20 protein-coding genes are annotated in these 21,224 nt (G+C 67.7%); 13 read left to right on the forward strand and 7 right to left on the reverse strand.

Annotation, left to right across the window (positions count from 1 at the left end; genetic code table 11):
• Positions 1-31: 31 nt before the first annotated feature.
• The 3 genes from HNP60_RS03365 to HNP60_RS03375 form a co-directional block, all read right to left on the reverse strand.
• Positions 32-520 (reverse strand): DoxX family protein, encoded by a 489-nt coding sequence (locus HNP60_RS03365; protein ID WP_184150203.1) that lies wholly within the window; start codon positions 518-520, stop codon positions 32-34.
• Positions 521-549: 29 nt separating this feature from the next.
• Positions 550-1,986: a tetratricopeptide repeat protein gene (locus tag HNP60_RS03370; RefSeq protein WP_184150206.1), complete on the reverse strand. Its 1,437-nt coding sequence runs from the start codon at positions 1,984-1,986 to the stop codon at positions 550-552.
• Between the two features lie 468 nt (positions 1,987-2,454).
• Complete coding sequence (locus HNP60_RS03375) at positions 2,455-3,201, reverse strand: glutathione S-transferase family protein (RefSeq protein ID WP_184150209.1); 747 nt, start codon at positions 3,199-3,201, stop codon at positions 2,455-2,457.
• A gap of 84 nt (positions 3,202-3,285) precedes the next feature.
• Between HNP60_RS03375 and HNP60_RS03380 the strand changes: the two genes are divergently transcribed.
• Positions 3,286-4,140: an SDR family NAD(P)-dependent oxidoreductase gene (locus HNP60_RS03380; protein ID WP_184150212.1), complete on the forward strand. Its 855-nt coding sequence runs from the start codon at positions 3,286-3,288 to the stop codon at positions 4,138-4,140.
• 26 nt (positions 4,141-4,166) lie between these two features.
• Here HNP60_RS03380 and HNP60_RS03385 read toward each other — a convergent pair whose 3' ends face one another.
• On the reverse strand, positions 4,167-5,078 hold the full coding sequence (locus HNP60_RS03385) for a TauD/TfdA dioxygenase family protein (RefSeq protein WP_184150215.1): 912 nt from the start codon (positions 5,076-5,078) through the stop codon (positions 4,167-4,169).
• A 206-nt stretch (positions 5,079-5,284) separates the two neighbouring features.
• On the opposite strand from HNP60_RS03385, the gene HNP60_RS03390 reads away from it, so the two are divergent.
• The 6 genes from HNP60_RS03390 to HNP60_RS19835 all read left to right on the forward strand — a co-directional run bounded on the left by HNP60_RS03390 (position 5,285) and on the right by HNP60_RS19835 (position 11,921).
• Positions 5,285-5,794 (forward strand): MarR family winged helix-turn-helix transcriptional regulator, encoded by a 510-nt coding sequence (locus HNP60_RS03390; protein ID WP_184150218.1) that lies wholly within the window; start codon positions 5,285-5,287, stop codon positions 5,792-5,794.
• Between the two features lie 194 nt (positions 5,795-5,988).
• Entirely contained in the window at positions 5,989-7,473 is a 1,485-nt protein-coding gene (locus HNP60_RS03395; RefSeq protein WP_184050791.1) for an aldehyde dehydrogenase family protein, read from the forward strand.
• 207 nt (positions 7,474-7,680) lie between these two features.
• Positions 7,681-9,846 (forward strand): PQQ-dependent dehydrogenase, methanol/ethanol family, encoded by a 2,166-nt coding sequence (locus HNP60_RS03400; RefSeq protein ID WP_184150221.1) that lies wholly within the window; start codon positions 7,681-7,683, stop codon positions 9,844-9,846.
• A 51-nt stretch (positions 9,847-9,897) separates the two neighbouring features.
• Complete coding sequence (locus HNP60_RS03405) at positions 9,898-10,395, forward strand: DUF3237 domain-containing protein (protein ID WP_184150224.1); 498 nt, start codon at positions 9,898-9,900, stop codon at positions 10,393-10,395.
• Between the two features lie 178 nt (positions 10,396-10,573).
• Positions 10,574-11,500 carry an amidohydrolase family protein gene (locus HNP60_RS03410; RefSeq protein WP_221416045.1) on the forward strand — a complete coding sequence of 309 codons (927 nt, stop codon included), beginning with the start codon at positions 10,574-10,576 and terminating at the stop codon, positions 11,498-11,500.
• Between the two features lie 169 nt (positions 11,501-11,669).
• Entirely contained in the window at positions 11,670-11,921 is a 252-nt protein-coding gene (locus HNP60_RS19835) for an amidohydrolase family protein (RefSeq protein ID WP_260395001.1), read from the forward strand.
• A 128-nt stretch (positions 11,922-12,049) separates the two neighbouring features.
• Here the strand turns inward: HNP60_RS19835 and HNP60_RS03415 are convergent, their stop codons facing one another.
• From HNP60_RS03415 to HNP60_RS03425, 3 genes are all read right to left on the reverse strand, one after another.
• On the reverse strand, positions 12,050-12,433 hold the full coding sequence (locus HNP60_RS03415) for a nuclear transport factor 2 family protein (protein WP_260394627.1): 384 nt from the start codon (positions 12,431-12,433) through the stop codon (positions 12,050-12,052).
• A gap of 157 nt (positions 12,434-12,590) precedes the next feature.
• A complete protein-coding gene (locus tag HNP60_RS03420) occupies positions 12,591-13,541 on the reverse strand; it encodes an SDR family oxidoreductase (RefSeq protein ID WP_184150229.1) in 951 nt (316 codons plus the stop codon).
• 366 nt (positions 13,542-13,907) lie between these two features.
• The gene (locus HNP60_RS03425) at positions 13,908-15,569 is read right to left on the reverse strand and encodes an alkaline phosphatase family protein (protein ID WP_420825239.1); all 1,662 of its coding nucleotides are present in this window, start codon (positions 15,567-15,569) and stop codon (positions 13,908-13,910) included.
• A gap of 56 nt (positions 15,570-15,625) precedes the next feature.
• Here HNP60_RS03425 and HNP60_RS03430 point away from each other — a divergent pair, with 56 nt between their 5' ends.
• The 6 genes from HNP60_RS03430 (at position 15,626) to HNP60_RS03455 (ending at position 21,157) form a co-directional block, all read left to right on the forward strand.
• Positions 15,626-17,752, forward strand: coding sequence for a protein-disulfide reductase DsbD family protein (locus HNP60_RS03430; RefSeq protein WP_260394628.1), 2,127 nt, complete (start codon positions 15,626-15,628; stop codon positions 17,750-17,752).
• 4 nt (positions 17,753-17,756) lie between these two features.
• Positions 17,757-18,500, forward strand: coding sequence for a TlyA family RNA methyltransferase (locus HNP60_RS03435; protein WP_184150235.1), 744 nt, complete (start codon positions 17,757-17,759; stop codon positions 18,498-18,500).
• A 127-nt stretch (positions 18,501-18,627) separates the two neighbouring features.
• Positions 18,628-19,176 carry a TspO/MBR family protein gene (locus HNP60_RS03440; RefSeq protein WP_014075062.1) on the forward strand — a complete coding sequence of 183 codons (549 nt, stop codon included), beginning with the start codon at positions 18,628-18,630 and terminating at the stop codon, positions 19,174-19,176.
• A 37-nt stretch (positions 19,177-19,213) separates the two neighbouring features.
• Positions 19,214-19,519, forward strand: a complete 306-nt coding sequence (locus tag HNP60_RS03445) for an accessory factor UbiK family protein (RefSeq protein ID WP_184150238.1) — start codon at positions 19,214-19,216, stop codon at positions 19,517-19,519.
• 305 nt (positions 19,520-19,824) lie between these two features.
• Complete coding sequence (locus HNP60_RS03450) at positions 19,825-20,331, forward strand: type III secretion system chaperone family protein (protein WP_014075064.1); 507 nt, start codon at positions 19,825-19,827, stop codon at positions 20,329-20,331.
• A complete protein-coding gene (locus tag HNP60_RS03455) occupies positions 20,318-21,157 on the forward strand; it encodes a pyrroline-5-carboxylate reductase family protein (RefSeq protein ID WP_184150241.1) in 840 nt (279 codons plus the stop codon). The genes HNP60_RS03450 and HNP60_RS03455 overlap by 14 nt, the downstream gene beginning before the upstream one ends.
• Positions 21,158-21,224 lie beyond the last annotated feature (67 nt).

Consider the following 21,224-nt stretch of genomic DNA (forward strand, 5'->3'; position numbering starts at 1 on the left):
GGTCACGACAGCCCGGGATGGCCGCCTCGCATCAACGGCGTGTCGATCGGCCCCGGCGCTTCCCCGCGCGCGCATCGAGCGACCAGCGACCGCCGCCCGCCAGCAGCAGGTAAAGGGCCCCGAGCAACATGGCCCAATCCGTCCGCGTCTCATGCGTGAAGCTCAGGAAACCATAGCTGTCCAATTCGCGCAGGCTGAAACCGCCCCATTCCCTACCGAGCAGGATCGGGATCTTGGTCGAGACGATCGCGACGATCATGATGATGATGATCGGCACTGCCGCAATCCGGGTGGCATAGCCCAGCAGGAAGAGCATGCCGGCGACCAGTTCGACCCATCCGACGAAGGGGCCGAAGAAATCGGGATAGGGAATGCCGATCCGGGCGAACCGCCCAGCACCCAGAACGTCCGGGTGAACCAGCTTCTGCAACCCTTCCGGTATGAACACCCCGGCGAGCGACAGGCGCACGAGGATCGACCAGGTGGCTTCCCCGGGTGACATCCACCAGCGCCTGTTCATGCGCGCATTTCCTTTCCTTTCGATCAGCCCTAAAGCGGGCCGAGCCTTGGGGGCGGGGCGCGGAGCTGGCGCAGAAGCCGGGTGACTTCCGCGTCGTGCCGCCATTTCGCTTCCATCCGGCGTGTGACGCTTTGGGAGTACCAGCGTTCGCCGAGCAGCACCGCCTCGTGCAGGAGACCGAGCATCTCCGCCCGGTCGCCGACGGCCGAGGCGTAGAAAGCGGGGACTTCCCGGATGCGGCGGGTGCCGAGCGCGATCTCGCGGCGGGCATCCTCGATGAGGACGCGGTGCGCGGTGGCAGGATCCTGCTTCACTGCCGCGTCGAGCCGGGCGGAGAGGGCGAGCAGATCGGGCTCGCGGCGCAATGTGGCAAGTTCGCGATAGGCCTGCGCGGCGCCGGCCATGTCGCCAAGGCCGATATGCACCCAGCTCAGGCAATTGCGGATCGTGGGATCGGCAGGATGCTGCGCCCGCAGCGCTTCCAGAAGCTGCAGCGCGCGCTGGTCTCGCCCCGCCTGCCACTGGGCGCAGGCATGCTCGATCGCGATCGGCACGGAGCCGGGCGAAAGCAGCCGCGCCTGCGCATAATGGCGCTCGGCGGCCTCATCCTGCCCCAGATCGGCAAGGATGTTGGCGAACCAGAAATGCGTCTGCCCGTCCCGGTCGTCCAGGGCGAGCGCGCGCTGGAAAGCGCTGACCGCGCCGGCCGGATCATTGTCCCACCAGTAATCGATGAAGCCGAGCGCGCGGTGGGCACTGGGTAGCCCGGGATCGAGGCTGATCGCCTTCTGCGCCGCGATGCGGGCCGCGCCATAGGCCCGCGCGTCCGTGACGGCGCCATATTCGCGCCGGATGAGCCATGCCTCGGCAAGACCGGCGCGCGCGGGCGCGAAGCCCGGCTCGGCGCGGATGACCTTCTCGTAGAGCTGGATCGCCCGGTCGAGATCGGCGGGGGTCCGCCGCGCCCAGGCATCGCGCGCCGCGATAAAGTCCGCACTCGCCTGCGCGCCCTGCGGAAAGGCGGACCGCGGCGCCTCCGCGCCGCCGCCCATGGCGAAGAGCGAGGCGCCGCCGATGACGCACAGCGCCACGCCGACGCCCAGCATCCGCCGGCCGGGGCCAAGTGCGCGAAGCCGGGCGAGGATCCGCGCCGGCAGACGCGGGTTTTCAGGGGGGAGCGCACCGGTGGACTCGGGTCGCGGGGGGATGGGTGCCGGAGCAAGCGGGACAGCGGCAGCGGGCGGCGTGGGGGCGGCAGTCTCGTCGGTGGTGGTGTCGTTGCCGAAGTTGCGCATCGCCCAGTCCCTCAATTCATTCTCGAAGGCGAAGACCGAGCGTTGCTTGCCGCCGGGAATGACATGAACGGGAAGACCCCGCTCCCGCGCCCAGCGCGCGACCGTGTTCCTGTCCCGACTGAAATAGGCGGCAATCGCTTTCCAACCGACAAGCTTCTTGTGTGTCGACATTCTTCTGGTCTGGTTCCCCGCCACCCGTCGGCGCAGCTCTATCATCGGCCTCGTTAATATCGAGAGTCAATCGATCGTATACGGCGCAGATATCCTCTGTGGTGCGCAGCTTCCTGGTAATATTGTTGCGAGCGGGGCCGCGTGGGCTGACCGCTCGCAGCAGCGGCGGCACCGCGAGCGCGCAATATTCCGCGCTTTGCAGCAATTTGCAGCACGCGCCACATCGCCGGTCATGGCAAGAGGTCGATCAGCGCCGCTCCTGGCCCGCCGTCGTCGAGGGTCCGTTACGGAATGTGGGAATTTGTGATGACGAAATGTCTGGCCGCCATGGCCGGCGCGACCTTGCGCCGCCGCAGGATGGCCCTGCGTTTCACCTGATTGACGAGGCGACCCGAGGAGCACTGGACACGCCCCGGCCGGCAACGGTCGGGGCGTATTTTCGTAACTCGGGCGGCACTGCCGCGTCGTTCAGCCCTCTGCCCGCGCGAAGCTGGTGTGATTGGGCATGGCGAGCGCGGCCGCCACGCCGGGGCGGGCCTTCATGCGCTCCAGCCATGCCATGGCATGCGGCGTGCGCTCGGCATTCCAGAGATGGCCATGGCTGCGCGGCATGGAGACCGCCATGGCGAACACGGCGATGTCCGCAAGGCTGAAGCGATCCGCCACCAGCCAGTCATGGCCGGTGAGCGCCTGCTCGACCCTGTCGGTCACCTCGGCGAGATTGTGCCGCCAGCTCTCCAGCTCGCGCTCGGTGAAGCCGCCGCTCGCCGCCAGCGCCCATTTGTCGCGCTTCTCCTTCAGGGGGATGCGGGCGAGCCGTTCCTCGAACGCCCCCTCGGGCATGGCGCCGGCAAGGCCGGGGATGACCGCATGCCAGGCCAGGAAGGAGAGGGAGGGGCGGAACACCTCGTCCACATATTTGGTCCAGATGCGCATGAGGCCCTGATCGTACGGATCGGCCGGCTTGAGCGGCGGACCGGGGAAGGCGTCATCGATATATTCGTTGATGACGGTGGATTCGGTCAGAACGCGCCCGTCATGCACAAGTGTCGGCACCTGTCCGGCAGGATTTATCCTGAGATATTCCGGATCATGCTGCTCGAATTTCGTCAGGTTTATATAATGGCTGGTGAAGGGAACGCCCTTCTCGTGAATGGCCTGAAGGACCTTGAGGCTGTTTGACCCCGGTTCGCCATGATAAAGATCGACAGCCATCGACTAATTTCCTTTTTGCGTTGACTTTTCACTTTCCCGGTCATGAGAAATGCGGGTGAACGACGAGCGTCGACAGGAGGGATGATGGAAAGCGTTTCCGGTGCGATGAGCTTCGTGACAGGTGGCGGCAGCGGGATTGGCCTGGGCATCGCGCGGGCGCTGGCGGCGCAGGGCGCGCGGGTGGCGATCTGCGACCTGCGGGAGGACCATCTGGCGCAGGCGCGCGATGTCGCGGCGCGCGAAGGCTGGGCGGACCGCTTCGCTGCCTTCCGCCTCGACGTGACGGACCGGCCGGGCTTCGCCGCCGCGCTGGACGAGGCCGAGGCAAGGCTCGGTCCGCTGCGCATCCTCGTCAACAATGCGGGCGTGGGCATCGCGGGGCCCGTCGATGAAGCCACGCATGAGGACTGGGACTGGGGCGTGGGCGTCAATCTCATCGGCGTGGCGAACGGGCTCGTCGCGGGGCTGCCGCGCATCAAGGCGCATGGCAAAGGCGGCCATGTCGTCAATGTCGCGTCCGAAGGCGCGGTGATGAGCGCCCGGCTCACGCGGGGCATCTACGCGCCGACCAAGGCGGCGGTGATCTCGCTCACCGAGCATCTGCGGCTGGAGCTGGAAGCCAAGGGCCTCGCCATCGGCGCCAGCGTGGTCTGCCCCGGGCCGGTCGCCACCAACATCGCGCAGACGGAAGAAAATCGCCCGGCCGCTTTCCGGGTGGACAGCCCGTTCCGCACGAGGGGCGAGCCGCATGGCGCGCTGCCCGCCGACACCGGCGGCGCGCCCTTCTGGCTGGATCCGCTGGAGGTGGGGCACATGACGCTCCACGCCATCCGCGCGAACAAGCTCTATGTCATCACCCATCCGCAGTTCATCGACTCCGTGAAAGCGCGCCATGCCGCCATCGAGGCCGCGATGGCGCCGGATTATCTGCCGCGCTGAGAGAGGCCCGCGCGGCGGCATCGACCTCAGGCCTGCGCGCTTTCCTGCCGGCGGCGATACTCATAGGCATCGATTTCCTCGCCGCTCTCGTTGATCGTGGCGCGGCGCATGTCGCGGCGATATTTGTCGGTTTCCAGCGGCGTCGCGGCGTGCAGCGCGAAGCGATTGTCCCAGATCACGATGTCGCCGAGCCGCCAGTGGTGGCGATGGACGTAGCGGGGCTGCGTCACATGATCGTAGAGTTCCTCGACGAAGCGATGGCCTTCCTCCGGGTCCATGCCGACCACGCCGACGCAATGGCCGCCGACGAACAGCGCCTTGCGCCCGAGCGGCGCCTCGCGCACCAGCGGATGATGGACCGGCGGCATGGGCATCGCCGCGCGCATCTCCTCGGTGACTTCGAGCCCCGCATATTTGCGGCCGAGCCAGAAATCATGGATGCCGGTCATGCCGTCGACGCGGGCCTTCATCTCCGGCGGCAGATCGTCATAGGCCGCGCGCAGGTCCACGAACAGCGTATCGCCGCCGACCTCGGGCGGGGGGCATTCGACACCGCGCAGCATCGACCATTTGGACGGCAGCGGATTGAAGGAACTGTCGGCATGGAAGCGTTCGGCGCCCTTGGCGACATTCTGGTTGGCCGGGGTGAGGGGCTTGATATTGCCTTCCAGATCGAGATTGCCCGCGAAGAACAGCTCGGGCGCCATGCGGCCTGTGGGGCGCGTGCCATAGCCGGGCGGCAATTCGAGCGGACCGAACAGGCGCGCGAAACGGATATGCTGCTCATCGGTGATCGGTCCCTGCCGCACGACGCAGACGGCATGGCGGTCCATCGCATCCTGAACGGTATCGCGCAGGTCCTCGCTGGGCTCGGCGGTGAGGTCCGCTCCGACGATCTCGCCGAAGAAGAGAGGGTGCAATTGATTGACGACGATCATTCCGGCGGTCCTCTCTCATGCGCGCGTCCCGCGCGGCCTGCCCAGGACGGGACTCGCGCATGCGCCGCTATTGACTTTTTCCGGACACATCTGTGAACCGGCTCAAGTGCGCAAGTCAAGATGGTTGTGAAACTCAACCATTGAATGGGCGCATGGTCAGTTTTGCAGCAACGCGCCGCCGTCGCGCGTCAATGGGGACCAATGCCATGACCGAGCCGCTTCAGGACCAGCCCGGTGCAGCCGAGGCCCGTGCGCCGGATGCGGGCATCGGGCCGGGCATGAATCGCGGCATGCTGGGCGAAAGCATCGGCCCGACGATCCGGCTGTTGCGCAACATGCTCACCACGCGCATCGTGGCTGCTTTCGAGCCGTTCGGCCTGCGCTCGGGCACCTTCTCCACCATGGCGCTGATCGCCGCCAATCCGGGCTGCTCGCAAACCGAGATCGCGCGCGAGATCGGGACGGACAAATCCATCGTGGTCGCGATCGTCGACGATCTGGAAAAGCGCGGCCTCGCCGAGCGGCAGCGCTCCACGCAGGACAGGCGCCGCAATGCGCTGCGGCTGACCGGGGCGGGCGAGGCCGTGATGGCGGACCTTGCCGCGCTGGGCCGGCAGATCGAGCAGCCGATCCGCGCCGCGCTGTCCGAGGCGGAAGTGACGCAGCTCATCACGCTCAGCCGCCGCGCGGTCGACGCGCTGATGGCGGACGGCTGAACGGCGCGACCTGCCGGCGGCTCCTCCCGCGATCGGCCAGACAAAGTCAACAAATCGTCGTTCCCGGCGATGTTTGCACTTGCGCCGCGCAAGCGCCGATGATTAGCATTCGACCCATCGAATCCCGTGCCTGAAGCGACATGGGACCATGGCTGTCCGCCAGCAAGGCGGTGGCCGCATGCAGGAGAGAGAGCGTGGCCCAGCCAGGACTGAACCCCGAAGGCGTCTTCGTGAAGCATCCCGACAAACTGTGGATCGGCGGGGAATGGCGCGCGGCGCATTCCGGCCGCATGATCGAGCTGGTCTCCCCCAACAGCGAGCAGGTGGTCGGCGCCGTGGCTGAAGCCGATGACGCGGACATGGATGCCGCCGTCGCCGCCGCGCGCGAGGCCTTCGACCGGGGGCCTTGGCCCCGGATGAGCGTCGCCGAGCGCAATGCCGTCATGGAGAAGATCGCCGCGCATCTGCGGTCCCGCGAGCCGGAGCTGGCCCGCGCCTGGACCGCCCAGATGGGTGGCCTCGCCACCTTCGCGCCCGGCATGGCGGCCACGGGCACTGTCCAGTTCGACAATATCCGCAAGGTCGGCGCCAGCTTCGACTATATCCAGCAGCGCGAGACGCAGGCCGCCGCGGCCGCCTATCTCGCCTATGAGCCGGTCGGCGTGGTCGCCGCCATCGCGCCCTGGAACGCCCCTTATGCGCTCATGGCGTCCAAGCTCGCCAATGCGCTTATCACCGGCTGCACGGTCATCATGAAGCCCTCGCCCGAGACGCCGCTCGAAGCCTATATCATCGCGGAAGCTTGCGATGCCGCGGGCGTGCCGGCGGGCGTCGTCAATCTCGTCTGCGGCCATCGCGAGGCAAGCGACCATCTGGTCTGCAATCCCGGCGTGGACAAGGTGAGCTTCACCGGCTCCACCCTCGCGGGCCGGCGCATCGCCAGCGTCTGCGGCGAGCGCATCGCGCGCTGCACGCTGGAGCTGGGCGGCAAGTCCGCCGCGATCGTGCGGGACGATTTCAGCGCCGAGGAAACCGCGAAGCTGATGACCAACACCATCACGCTGCTTTCCGGTCAGGTCTGCGCGATGCTCAGCCGCCTCATCGTGCCGCGCGGCCGGCAGGACGAGATCGCCGACGCCATCGCCGCCGAGATGCGCAACGTGAAGATCGGCTATTCCGACGATCCCGCGACGCAGCTTGGGCCCCTCGCCATGAAGCGGCAGCTCGAGCGCGTCGAAAGCTATATCGAGGAAGGCAGGAAGACCGCCGATCTGGTGACGGGCGGCAACCGGCCCACGCACCTCAACCAGGGCTATTTCATCGAGCCGACATTGTTCAAGAATGTCGACAACAAGTCGCGCATTGCCCAGGAGGAAATCTTCGGGCCTGTGCTCAGCATCATCCCCGTGGAGGACGAGGAGGAAGCGATCGCCGTCGCCAACGACAGCGTCTACGGCCTCTCCGGCTCGGTGCTGACCAAGGACCCGCAAGCCGCCTTCGACATCGCCCGGCGCGTGCGGACTGGCGGCATCGGCCAGAACGGCCTCAAGGTCGACTGGAACCTGCCCTTTGGCGGCTACAAGCAGTCCGGCATCGGCCGCGAGGGCGGGGTCGACGGGCTGATGGCCTATCTCGAGATCAAGGCCATGTATGTCGACGCGCCGGTGCGCGCGGCCTGACCGGATGAAACACGCGGCGCCTCCCAGGGCGCTGCAAGACTGGCTCGCGGCCCGGGTGCCGTGAGCTGCACGCCCTGCCGTTCGCGACCGGGAAAACCCGGCGAGGCAGGGCACGATCGTCGAGCCGAAAGAGAAGAATGCGCCCGCAGGCGCGGATCGGGGGAGGGGATGAGAGGACCAAGGCTAGCCCTAGGGCTGATCGGGGCCATGTGCCTGCTGACGCTGGCCGCCTGCTCCGGCGCGGACGGCGGATCGGGCAGCGGGCCGCTCGCGGGGCAGGACTGGGTGACGCCGGGCGGGGACATCGGCAAATCCCATTATTCGACGCTGACCGACATCGACACCGGCAATGCCGACCGGCTCGGCCTTGCCTGGGAAGCCGCGCTCGGCACCGGGCGCGGGCTGGAAGCGACGCCCGTGGTCATCGACGGCGTGATGTACACGAGCGGCGTCGCCGGGCGCGTCTATGCCTTCGATGCGGCGAGCGGGCGCGAATTGTGGCGCTTCGAGCCCGAGATCGACATGCAGGTCAATCGCACGGTCTGCTGCGACATGGTCAATCGCGGCGTCGCGGTGGCGCGCGGCAAGGTCTATGTCGCGAGCCTCGACGGCTGGATGTACGCGCTGGATGCGAAGAGCGGCGCGGTCGTCTGGAAAAGCGACATCGTGGTCGACCGTGCGCGCGGCGACACCTCGACCGGCGCGCCGGAAATCGCGGGCAATGTCGTCGTCATCGGCAATGCGGGCGCGGAATATGACGTGCGCGGGGCGGTGACCGCCTTCGACCTGGACACGGGCAAGCGCGCATGGCGCTTCTTCGTGGTGCCGCGCGACCCGGCGCTGGGCCCGCAGGACCATCCCGACCTCGAGCCGGCGGTGAAGACATGGGACCCGCAGAGCCGCTGGGACATCGGCGGGGGCGGCGCGCCCTGGGACGCGATCAACTATGATCCCGAGACCGGGCTCGTGCTGGTGGGCACCGGCAATGGCGGCCCCTATGCGACCTCGCGCCGCAGCCCCAAGGGTGGGGACAATCTCTACCTCTCCTCCATCGTGGCGCTCGATGCGAAGACCGGCCGGCTGAAATGGCATTATCAGGAAACGCCCGGCGACAACTGGGACTATACCGCCACCGCGCCGATGATCCTCACGCGCATGACCGTGGATGGCGAGGAGCGGCCGGTGGTGCTCCATGCGCCCAAGAACGGCTTCCTCTATGTGCTCGACCGGCGCGACGGGACACTGTTGCGCGCCAATCCGCTGGTGCGGGTGAACTGGGCGGACGGCGTCGACATGAAGACCGGGCGGCCCCGGCTGACGCCCGAGCGCGCCGACTATACGGACGGGCCGAAGATCATCTTTCCCGCCACGCCCGGCGCGCGCAACTGGCATCCGGCCGCTTATGACCCGAAGACCGGGCTCTACATCGGCGCGGTGCAGGACATGGGCAACGTCATCTTCATGACGCCGGGGCAAAAGCCGGTGGCGCGCAAGATGCTGAACACGGACGCGGCGCTGCTGTTCACCTCCGACCTGCTCGCCATCCTGCCCACGCTGCCGCCGCCGCTGCGCGCCGCCATCGAGGCGCGGCCCGAAATGGCCTGGGTGAAGGAGAACCCCGGCAGCACGGAACTGCGCGCCATCGATCCGCTGACCGGCAAGACGAAATGGGCGCGCAGGACGGCCGGCTGGCAGGACCGGGGCGGCGCGCTGGCAACGGCGGGCGGGCTCGTCTTCCAGGGCAGCATCGACGGGCATCTGCGCGTGTTCGACAGTGCGAATGGCAAGCTGCTCAAGGATATCGACACCGGCACCTCCATCCTCGCCGCGCCGATGACCTACAAGGTGGGCGGCGTGCAATATGTCGCGGTGATGGCGGCCTGGGGCGGAGGCGGATTTCCCTATGTGCCGCCATATTCGGCCGCCTACAGCCGAGGCAACGCGGGGCGCATCCTCGTCTTCCGGCTCGATGGCGGGCCGGTGCGGATTCCCGAGGAACTGCCGCCGCTCCAGCCCGCGCCGCCGCCGCCCGCGCAGGCGCCGGGCGTCACGCCGCAGACCATCGCGCAGGGCATGGAGCTGTTCATGGCCAATTGCGCGCTCTGCCATTCCAACCAGCCGCGCTCCATCACGCCGGACCTGCGGCGGATGAGCGAAGGCACGCACAAGGCCTTCCGCCAGATCGTGCTGGAAGGGCTGCTGCTGCCCAACGGCATGCCGCGCTGGGACGACCGGCTGGACCCGGCGCAGGTGGACGCCATCCACGCCTATCTGATCGACCTGCAGGGCAAGGCGCGCGCGGAGGAACTGGAGAAGCAGAAGCGCGGGCTGCCGCTGGACACGCCGGGGCTCACCATCCTCTCCAATTATTGAGAGGGTGAGTGCAGGAGCGCTATCCGGGACTGCCGACACAGGAGCCGAGCCATGACCTATTCCACTCTCGATCATCCCGTGCTCGAATTCGCCTTCGAGTGTCGCCTCATGTTCACGCGCGTCTTCGCGGTGCCCAATGTCCACAATGGCGGCTTCCGCTCCGCCGTGCTGGTGGACGAGGGGCATTTCGAGGGGCCGCGCCTGCGCGGGCGAGCGGTGCCCAATTCGGGCGGCGACTATGCTCATTTCCGCGATGATGACACGGCGGTGTTCGATGCCCGCTACCTGCTGGAAACGGACGACGGCGAGATCATCTACATGCAGAACCGGGGCTATCTCTGGGGCCGCAAGCCGGACTCGATGGCCAGGCTGCGCGCCTGGGCGTTCGAGGGCGGCGAGCCGGTGGCGCATGAGGATTATTATCTGCGCGCGCAGCCGACCTTCGAGACGAGCAAGGGCAAATATGACTGGATGACTCGCCATGTCTTCATCGGCGTGGGCGAGCGCAAGCCGGACGGCAATTTCGTGCGCTATTACGCGCTGAGTTGAACGGCGGGGGATTCGCGCGGGTCGGGGGGCGAGCGTAACCTATCGAGCCATTCGGAAGCCCTCCGCTGGCCTTTTTGCGAGGCTTTCCCGGCCCTTAGACGGCTCGTCGCGGATCGCCGCAAGACGGGTTGTATTTAGTATACGGTTTGATACTGTCCCCTCATCACGGGGGATAGACATGGTCCGATTCATTGTCGCGGCAGCCGCGCTGCTGCTTGCGCAGATCATTCCGGGCATGGCCGCGCGGGCGGAGACGCTGGCGCTGGTCGGCGGGACGCTGGTGGACGGCACGCTCAAGGCGCCGATCCGCAACAGCGTGATTCTTGTCGAGAACGAGCGGATCGTGGCGGTGGGTACGGTCGACACGCTGGCGGTGCCGGCGGACGCGAAGCGGATCTCCACCGAAGGCATGACCGTGCTGCCGGGCCTGTGGGACATGCATGTCCACCTGATGCTGACCGGCCATTCGGTCTATGAGCATTGGCAGAAGACCTATCCCGACCAGTTCCGCGACGTCATCATGCCCGCCAGCGCCAAGCAGCTGCTCATGGCCGGCATCACCGGCGCACGCGATCTGGGGGCGGCGCTGGAGGACAGCATCGCGGTGCGCGACGCGATCAAGGCCGGCAAGATCCCGGGGCCGACGCTGTTCGTCTCCGGCCCGTTCATCCAGAAGAAGCCTTATCCCGGCACCGAGCGCTATCGCTGGGGCGTCTCCTCACCCGAGGATGCCCGCGCGAAGATCCGGCGGATCGCCAAGGCGGGCGTCGATCTGGTCAAGCTGATCGACGTGGACGAGATGAGCGAGGGCCGAGATCACGGCGATCGTCGACGAGGCCCATGCCCATGGCCTGCAGGTGGTGGCCCATGCCCATCGCCCCGAGGAAATCCGCCTTGGCCTGAAAGCGGGCGTCGACGATTTCGAGCATACCGGCCTTGGCGCAGCGCCCGAATTCCCCAAAGACGTGATGGACATGCTGGTGGAGCGCACGGGGCGCAGCGGCGCGCTCGGCCCGCTGTTCTGGACGCCCACCGTCGCGATCCTCAACAACTATCCCGACTGGATCAACAATCCCGAGTTCGTGGACGGCGAGGCGTGGCATGAAGGCCTGCCTCCGGAGATCGTCACGGACATCCGCCAGTCCCTGAGCCATCCCGAGCGCATCGAATATTTCAAGCAGGTGCCCCAGCGCGGCCCCACGCTGCGCCGCAAGTTCGACCAGCTGCGCCAATCCGGGGCGGTGCTGCTGATCGGCACGGACTCGGGCGTGCCCATGTTCTTCCACTCAGGCAGCACCTGGCAGGAAATCGACCTGTGGGTGAACAAGTTCGACGTGCCGGCCATCGAGGCCATCCGCGCCGCCACTTACTGGCCCGCCGTGGCGATGAAGGCGGACAAGGACTACGGCACTGTCACCGAGGGGAAATATGCGGACATTATCGCGGTGAAAGGCGATGTGCTCAATCAGGTGGCGCTGCTCCAGCGCGTCGACATCGTGGTGAAGCACGGGAAGCAAGTGAAGTAATCCAGCGAGGTTGAACGGTCCCCATCATCCGTTTCCGCGGGGGGCCGTTCCGCAAGGCTCCGGCCGTTCTGGCGGCCGGAGCCGTCCTTTTGTCCGGCTTGTCCGAAAGACGCCTGCGGGCGGCGGGTTCAGCCGGACGGCATGAGCGCGCATTCCACATTGGCGATCTTCCCCTCGCGCAGCGTGTAGAAGATGAATTGCCGCATCTCCTGCACTTCGCCCTTGCGAATGGGGAAGAGCCCCGGCGCGCCGTTCGCATCGAGCGTTGTGCGGTCGAGATCGCTGATGCCTTCCACCCGGACGATCGCATCGACGGCGGTGAGCGTGTCGCTTGCCGCGAAATTGAGGACGCGCACGCTCTCCAGCACATGGGCATGAAGGAAGCCGTAAAAGCGCTTCATATCCTCCCGGGAGCGCAGCACGACGCCGAAGAACCGCATGTCCATGGGCTCGGCATAGAAATCACAGACCGCGTCCAGGGCTGATCGATATTCAGCGCTGGCGGCCTGCAAATCGCGGTTTCCCGGGCTTCCGGTGCTCACGTACCTTGAGTACGCTGCGCGCCGGGTCCCGGAAAACCACCATTTTCGTCACGCCATCATCTGAATGTCGATCAGCCCTGGTCCTTCGCGTTGAAGGCGGCGAGGTAGCGCGCATAATCGGCGCGGTTCATGCGGGCTGGGCCGCATTGTCCGCCGCCGCCTGCAGCATCTCGCGGTTCTCCTCGATCATCTGGCGCACGGAGCGCGCCTTGCGACCGGTGAGCCTCTCGACGTCGTCCGTGCAGATCTCCAGGAAACCCTCGCGAATGGCGCGGCCGAAGGTCACCATGTCGTCGCTATTCCAGGGAATGCCCTTCACATACTGGTCGTCGACCGGGCGGCGCGGAATGCCCATGGCATCGAAAAGGGCATATTGGCCTTCATCGTCCACCTTCACATGCTCGAGCGGACGGCCGGTGATCTCCCGCACCAGCGCGGCGACCTCGTCGAAGGTCTGAAGCGCCGGCCCGGTGATGTTGTAGACCTTGTTCTCATGGCCCGGCGTCGTGAGCACGGCGACCGCGCAGGCCACGCAATCATCCCGCCAGACCATCGCCTCGCGCCCGTCTCCGGCATTGCTCACCCATTTGCCGGTGGCCATCATCCCCGGGCCCGCCATGAGCAGCATGGCATCGGCATAATGGGCGTCCCGCAATGCCGTCCATGCCATGCCGGACGCGCGCATGAGCCGCTCCGTCTCGATATGGTCGTGCCGCACCTCGGCGGGATTGGCGGGATCGTCGATGCCGATGAAGCTGGTGTAGAGAATGTGCCGGACACCGGCCGCCGTCGCCGCATCGATCGCCGCCTCGTGCTGGACGACGCGCGCGCCGACCCGCGTGCCGGAAATGAGCAGCATCTTCTCTGCGTCCCGGACGGCATCGGCCAGCGTCTCCGGCTTGTCATAGTCGCCATAGCGCACCGTGCAGCCCTGCGCGACGCGATCGGCGAGGCGGGCGGGGCTGCGGGTGATGAGGATGAGCCGGTCCGCCAGCCCCTGCGCGATCAGCAGGTCCGTGGCGAGCCGTCCATATTGGCCCGAGGCTCCGGTAATGACGATGCGGCCCTGGCTGGTCATTCGCTCTCCTGTCGCTTGCGCCCGGCCGGTCCGCCGGATCTGTCAGGGGAGTTTAGCGATCTTCCATGGCCCCGCAACTGCCCGTGCGGGGAGGGCTGATCGACATCGCCACGCCTTCAACTGAATTTCGATGCCCCACGGTGTGGACAAATTCGCGGACTTTGAGGGAGCCAGAAACGCGCTCTTCAGCCATTTTCCTTCGTCATCCCGGACTCGATCCGGGATGACGCTTCTTCCATTTTCTCAAACCGGCTGGACCCGGCGATCTTCAAGGTAGCGGGATCCCGGATCGAGTCCGGGATGACGTCGTGAATGACGAGATATGGTGCGCCGCCGGCCGCGGGAATGTGTCCGCGGCGCAGGGCTTTACCGGGCGGGGCAGCTGCTCGCGGCGGTGGCATCCAGATCGAGGCATTTGCCGTCGATGCCGGTCGCGGGCAGGGCGAGGCCGATCTGCGCGGCGAGGGTGGGGAGGATGTCCACCGTTTCGACGCCGAGCGGCTGCTCCATGTGCACCATGTCCTTGCGCCAGAACAGCATCGGCACGCGACGGTCATAGTCCCACGGGCTGCCATGCGTGGCGACATAGCCCGCGCCGCCATCCGCGATGGGCGTGACGCGGGGCTTGAGCAGCACGACAAGATCGCCCGAGCGCTGCGGATCGAAGCTCGCCTTCGCCATGGTGAGCAGGCTCCAGCTTTCCGGCGGGCCGGACGGCTCTGGCGCAGCGGCCAGCTCGGCGCGGGTGAACACGGTCTCGACCTGCGGATGGGCGAGGTAGAAAGCGCGCGCTTCCTTGAGCACCTGCGCCTGCTGTGCGGGCGTGAGGCTGCGGTTGACGTAGACGTCACCAAAGGGGCCGGTGCCGAGGATGAGATCGCCGGTGAGGCCGGTCTTCGCCGCCAGCGCCGCGCTGACCGCCTTGGGGTAAAGCGACGGCTGCACGCGCGCGGCATCGCTCGCTGCCTGTTCGCGCTGCCGCTCGGGCAGGTCCTGCCCGCCATGATCGGCCGTGAGCGCGACCATATAATCGATCCCCGCGGCATCCAGCCGGTCGAAGAAAGCGCCCAGCTCGCGATCGAGGCTGTCCATCTGCAGGCACATTTCCGCGCCGCGCGTGCCAAAGCTGTGGCCGATATAATCGGTGGCGGAGAGGCCGAGGATGAGCAGGTCCGTCGCATCGCCCCGGCCCAGCTTCTGGTCCTCCAGCAGGCTGGCGCCGAGCGCGAGCACTGCCGCGTCATATTCCGGCGAGGCGCGGAAAGCGCGGATGTCGCCTGCCTTGCGCGCGAAATGGCCGGCGCCCACGGAGACGGTCGGCGTCACCTGCACGGGCCGATCCACCGCGCGGCACTGATCGGGGATGTCCATGGCGGGGCGATCCTGATCGATCAGCATCTTCACGCCCGCATTCACGCGCTGCACCAGCGGCGTCACCGCCGTGCCCTTGTAGCTGGTGAACCCATCCGCGCCCCACCACCAGATCTGATCGAGCTTGCGCCCGCCCATCATGATCGCCGCGCGGTCCTTGCCCGCGACGGACACGACCTTCGAGGCGGGATTGGCAGTCTTCATGTAATCGCCGAGCGTGGGCACGCGCAGGAACTGGACCGACGCGACATAATCGCGCGAGCTGCTGCCGGGTTGCGCGGGATCCTCCGAGCAATAGACCGTCTTGTCCGCCCGGGCGACGGACTGGTCGATCCAGTCATTGGCGACGATGCCGGTATGGCCCGGGCGATTGCCGGTGAGGATCGTCGAGTGGCCGGGGCAGGTCTCCGTCGCGGCGTGGCTCTGATAGCCCTTGGGGAAGACGGCGCCCTGCGTCAGCCGGGCAAGGCCGCCGGTCCATGAAGCGCGATGGGCCGCGAAGACGTCTGCCGAGAACTGGTCGACGGAAATCACCACCAGCAGCCGGGGCGGTTTGGCGGGCGTCGCGGCGGGCGCGGAAACGGGGGCAGGGGCGGGCTGGGCGCTTGTCGGCACCGATAGGGCCAGCATGGTGCCTGTGAGAAAGCCCGCGAGCATGCGCTTCATGAAATTCTCCTTGGGATGACGATAGGCTGCGCCTAGATATCCGGCCGATGGATCGCTCCATGGACCTTCCCTTGCGCCTGCTCAATGGCCTTTTGATGGCTGCCTGCCTGCTGCTGGCGGCGCTGGCGAGCGCCTCGGGCGCCCATGCCCAGGCGGGCGGCGCCTTCGCGCAGAACGGCACGCCGCATATCCGCGCATCGCTGGCGGCCGAGACGCCGACGCCGGCGGCGGGCGAAACGGTGACGCTCGCCATCGTCATGCGCCCGGACAAGGGCTGGCACGGATATTGGGAGAATCCGGGGGATGCAGGCGCGGGCATGCGCGTGGCATGGGACCTGCCCGAAGGCGTGAAGGCGGGGTCGTTCCGCTATCCGGTGCCGGAGCGGCTGCTGATCGCGGGCCTCATGAACCATGTCTACGAGCATGACTATGCGGTGCTGCTCGACGTCACCCTGCCGGCCGGTCTGGCGAAGGGGACAAGGCTGCCCATTCGCGGCAAGGCGCAATGGCTGGCCTGCACGGACAGCATCTGCGTGCCCGAGCAAGGCGAGATCGCGACCACGCTGACCATTGGCGACGGCGCGATCCGGCCCGGGGACCGGGCGCTGTTCGACGGTTTCCGCGCGGCGCTGCCTCGGCCGCTCGACCAGCAGGCGAGCTATGCGGCGCAGGACGGGCGCATCGCCATCGCTGTGCCTTATCCCGCCGCCGCGCCGGTGAGCGAGCCGTGGTTCTTTGCACAGACACCGCAGCGCGTGCGCTATGCCGAGCCCCAGCGGGCGCGGCGGATGGGCGATGCGCTGGTGATCGAGATGCAGGCAAGCGACGGCGCGGCGACGGACGGCGTGATCGAGGGCGTGCTGGCGATCTCGCCAGGCGTTGCGCTGCAGATTCGCGCGGCGCCGGGAACGGTGCCGTCCGGCGGGGCCTGGGTCGACGGTGGCGGCGATATGGCAGCCAGCGGGGGCCTCAGTCTGGCCGGCGTGCTGCTGGCGCTGGGCGGGGCCTTCCTCGGCGGGCTCGTCCTCAACATCATGCCCTGCGTCTTCCCGATCCTGAGCCTCAAGGCGATCAGTCTCGCGAAAGCCGGGGGTGACCAGCGGCAGGCGCGCGGGGAAGCGCTGGCCTATACCGCCGGCATCCTGCTCACCTGCCTTGCGCTGGGCGCGCTGATGCTGGCCATTCGCGCGGGCGGCGCGCAGATCGGCTGGGCGTTCCAGCTCCAGGACCCGCGCGTCATTGCGCTGCTGCTGGTGCTGATGGTGGCGATCACGCTCAATCTGGCCGGCGCCTTCGAGATCGGCACCATCGGCGTGGGACAGGGCAAGGCTGGGCAGGGCGGCCATGTCGGCGCGTTCTGGACCGGCATCCTCGCCGCCTTCGTCGCCACGCCCTGCACCGGGCCCTTCATGGGCGCGGCCATGGGCGCCGCGCTGGTGCTGCCCTGGCCGCTCGCGCTGACCGTCTTCGCCGGGCTGGGACTGGGCCTCGCCACGCCGTTCATCGCCATTGCCTTCGTTCCCGCGTTGCGCCGGCTGATGCCGCGCCCGGGCGGCTGGATGACGCGCTTCCGCAGGATCATGGCCGTGCCGATGGGGCTGACGGCGCTGGGGCTGGCGTGGCTGCTCTCGCGCCAGCTCGGGACGGGCGGCATCGCGCTCGGCGCGGCGCTGGCGCTGGTGACCGTCGTTCTGCTCGTGCTGCTCGGCCGCCGCCAGCGACTGGGCCATGTCACGCCCCGGGCGGCGGGCGCGCTGGCGCTGGTGCTGCTGGGCACGGCAGCGATCGCCGCGCCGCCGCTGGTGCGCTCGGACCGGCCGGCCACGGGCGCGGCGCTGGCGGGAGAACCCTTCAATGCCGCGCGCCTTGCCGCGCTGCGGGCGGAGAAGCGCCCGGTCTTCCTCTATTTCACGGCGGACTGGTGCCTCACCTGCAAGGTGAACGAAGCCAACGCCATCGACCGGGCCGAGGTGCGCCGCGCCTTCGAGCGGGGCAATGTGGCCGTGATGGTGGGCGACTGGACCAATGCGGACCCCGCCATCAGCCGCTTCCTGGAGGAGCACGGGCGCTCGGGCGTGCCGCTCTACCTTCATTATGCGCCGGGCGCCGCGCAGCCGGCCGCGCTGCCGCAAGTGCTGACGCCCGCCATGCTCACCGCCCTCGTGAAGAACTGAGCCCATGGCGAAGAAACGGCTCGACCAGCTGCTGGTGGACCGCGGGCTGGCGGAGAGCCGCACCCGCGCGCAGGCGCTCATCATGGCCGGCAATGTGCTGGTGGGCGACAAGCCGGTCGACAAGGCGGGGCAGGCGGTGGCCGAGGATGCCGCGATCACCCTGCGCGGGCGCGATCATCCATGGGTCTCGCGCGGGGGGCTGAAGCTCGCCCATGCGCTGGCGCATTTTGCGCTCGACGTGAGCGGCCGCGTGGCCATGGACGTGGGCAGCTCCACCGGCGGCTTCACCGACGTGCTGCTGACGAACGGGGCGGCGCGGGTCTATGCGATCGACAGCGGCACCAACCAGCTCGCCTGGAAGCTGCGGCAGGACCCGCGCGTCGTCGTCCATGAGCAGACGAGCGCCCGCATCCTCACCGAGGCCCATGTGCCCGAGCCGATCGACATCATCGTGTGCGATGCGAGCTTCATCAGCCTTGCCAAGGTGCTGGAGCGTCCGCTCGGCTTCGCGGCGCCCGGCGCGCTGCTGGTGGCACTCATCAAGCCCCAGTTCGAGGCGGGGCGCGCCGATGTCGGCAAGGGCGGCGTGGTGCGCGACCCGGCGATCCATGCGCGCGTGTGCGATGATGTGCGCAGCTGGCTCGCCGCGCAGCCGGGCTGGCAGGTGATCGGCATCACCCCGAGCCCCATCACCGGGCCGGAAGGCAATGTGGAATTTCTCATCGCGGCACAGCGCGCCACGACCTGACACGATCCTGTCTCGCATCTGCGGCATTTCCGCTTGCGTGGCAGGATGAGAGGCCGCAAACCTTGCGCATCCGGGATTTCAGCGGTTGGGGGATTCGGAAAATGAGCTCTGGCTTCGAGGCGTACGCGTGAACGAAATAGCCTCGCGAGGACAGCTTCGCCTTTCCTATCTCCGCTGGGCACTGGTCACCGTGCCCACCATCATGTTCCTGGGCGTGGTCTCGGGCTATGTCTCCGGCAGCGGCTACGGCAATCGCTGGTTCGCCGCGCTGGACAAGCCGGACGTCACGCCGCCGGGCTGGGTGTTCGGCACCGTCTGGCCGCTGCTCTACCTGCTCATGGGCCTCGCGCTGGCGATGGTGCTCCATGCGCGCGGCGCGCGGGGGCGGGGCATCGCGATCACATTGTTCCTCGTCCAGCTCGCCTGCAACCTCGCCTGGTCGCCGCTGTTCTTCGGCGCGCACGAAGCAACGCTGGCTTTCTATCTCATCCTCGTGATCCTCGCGCTGGCGGTGGTCACGACGCTGCTGTTCGGCCGCGTGCGGACGCTGGCGGCCTGGCTGATGGTGCCCTATCTCGTCTGGCTATCCTTCGCGAGCATACTCGCCTACCAGATCGACCGCGCAAATCCTGACGCGGAAAGCCTTGTGCCGCCCGGTGTGCGTACCCAAATCTGATGATATGCCGCCACGGGGGCGGAAAGGAATTCGAACGATGCAGAGCGAGAACCGTTTTTTCGACGACCTCTCAAGGATCATCAACGGGGCCGCGGGCACGGTCGCGGGCATGACCCGCGAGTTTGAAGGCAATGCCCGCGAGCGCGCGCGCGAATGGATCGGCGGGCTGGATTTCGTCAGCCGCGAGGAATTCGATGCCGTGAAGCAGATGGCTGCCGAGGCGCGCGAGCAGGTCGCGCAGCTCGAGGCCCGGCTGGCCGCGCTCGAGGGCAAGGCGCCGGCCGCGCCTGCCGCCGCAGCGCAGGCCAAGCCCCGCGCCCGGGCCGCCCGGAAGCCGGACTGAGCGCCGGCCGCGTTTCGGCGCAGACCTATCTTTCGCCTGCCCTGCCGGAACGCGGGGCAGGCGCATGCTTGTCCGTTGAAAGCGCGCCGGATCGGCTGTGGCGCATCGGCGTGCCGCCCGAGGGACGAGCGCGTTTCGTCCCCGCCTTATCCACAGCTTATCCACCATTTGGCGCACAATGGCGGCCTCGGATGGCGGTGCCGGTGCCCCCGGCGCTTTGCGCTCCAGCGGCGCCATGCTAGATATGGTGTGACAAGGGCGGACTGCGGCCGGCCCCAACAGACACGGATTTGCGATATTTTGAGATGATGGACCGGGACGGATTTACCATCGGCGAGCAGGAAGCCGAACCGATCGACATGCTCGCTGCCTATTTCGAAGCGCATGAATGGGCCTTCGAGCATGTCGGCGAGGACGAGATCGTGGCGCGCCACCGCGGGAGCTGGACCGAATATGAGGTCCGGGCGATCTGGCGGGACGACGACATGGTGCTCCAGCTGCTCGTCCTGCCCGACATCCGCGTGGCGGACGACAAGCGCATCGCCATTTGCGAGACCATCGCGCTCATCAACGAGCAGCTCTGGCTCGGCCATTTCGAACTCTGGTCGGCCAGCAGCACATTGCTGTTCCGCCATGGTGCGCTGCTGGGGCCGAGCGGATCGCTCACGCTGGATCAGGCGCAATTGCTGGTGGAAAGCGCGATCGACGAGTGCGAGCGCTTCTACCCCGTGTTCCAGTTCGTGCTGTGGGGCGGCAAGACCCCTCTCGAAGCGATGGCGGCAAGCATGATCGAGACGCATGGCGAAGCCTGACGCGGACGCCGGCTGGCCGGCGCGACTTCTGCTCATCGGTTGCGGGAACATGGCGGGCGCCATGCTGGCCCGCTGGCTGGAACTTGGCCTGCCGGCGGAGCGCGTGACCGTCGTCCGCCCGAGCGGCCGGCCCGTCGCGCCGGGCGTAACCGTCGTCACGCAGGTCGAAGGGCCACTGGAGCCCGGCACGGTGGTGATGCTGGCCTTCAAGCCGCAGCAGCTCGGCGCGGTCGCGCCCGGGCTGACCGGACTGATCGGCCCCGAGACCGTGCTTCTTTCCATCCTCGCCGGCGTTCCCGCCGCGCGGTTGCGCAGCGCCTTTCCGCAAGCAGGCGCGATCCTGCGCTGCATGCCCAATCTGCCGGTGCGCATCGGCAAGGGCGTCTCCACGCTCTATGGCGAGCCGGGCATGCCGGACGGCGTGTGGGCGCAGGCCGATGCCCTGTGCCGCGCGCTGGGGCTGGTGGAATGGCTCGAGGACGAAGCGCTGTTCGATACGGCGACCGCGCTGGCCGGTTGCGGTCCCGCTTTCGTCTACCGGTTCATCGACGCGTTGAGCACGGCCGGCGCAGAGCTCGGCCTTGCGCCCGACATGGCGGCGCGCATGGCGCTCGCGACCATGGAAGGCGCCGCGCTGAGTGCCGCATCGAGTGACGTGGCACCCGCCGCGATGGCCGATGCGGTGGCCAGCAAGGGCGGCATGACCCGGGAAGGGCTGAACGTGCTGGACGAGGAGGACGGGCTTGCCCCGCTCATTGCCCGCACCGTGCGCGCGGCACGCGATCGCGGCGCAGCGCTGGCAGCGGCATCGCAGCAGGCGGACTAGGGCTAATCGACATTGTCCTACGGACGCCTTCAGCTCCAGCGCTGTCGGCCTGCAAATCGCGGTTTCC

Origin of the sequence: Sphingobium lignivorans, assembly GCF_014203955.1 — a bacterium.
GTDB classification, from domain to species: domain Bacteria; phylum Pseudomonadota; class Alphaproteobacteria; order Sphingomonadales; family Sphingomonadaceae; genus Sphingobium; species Sphingobium lignivorans.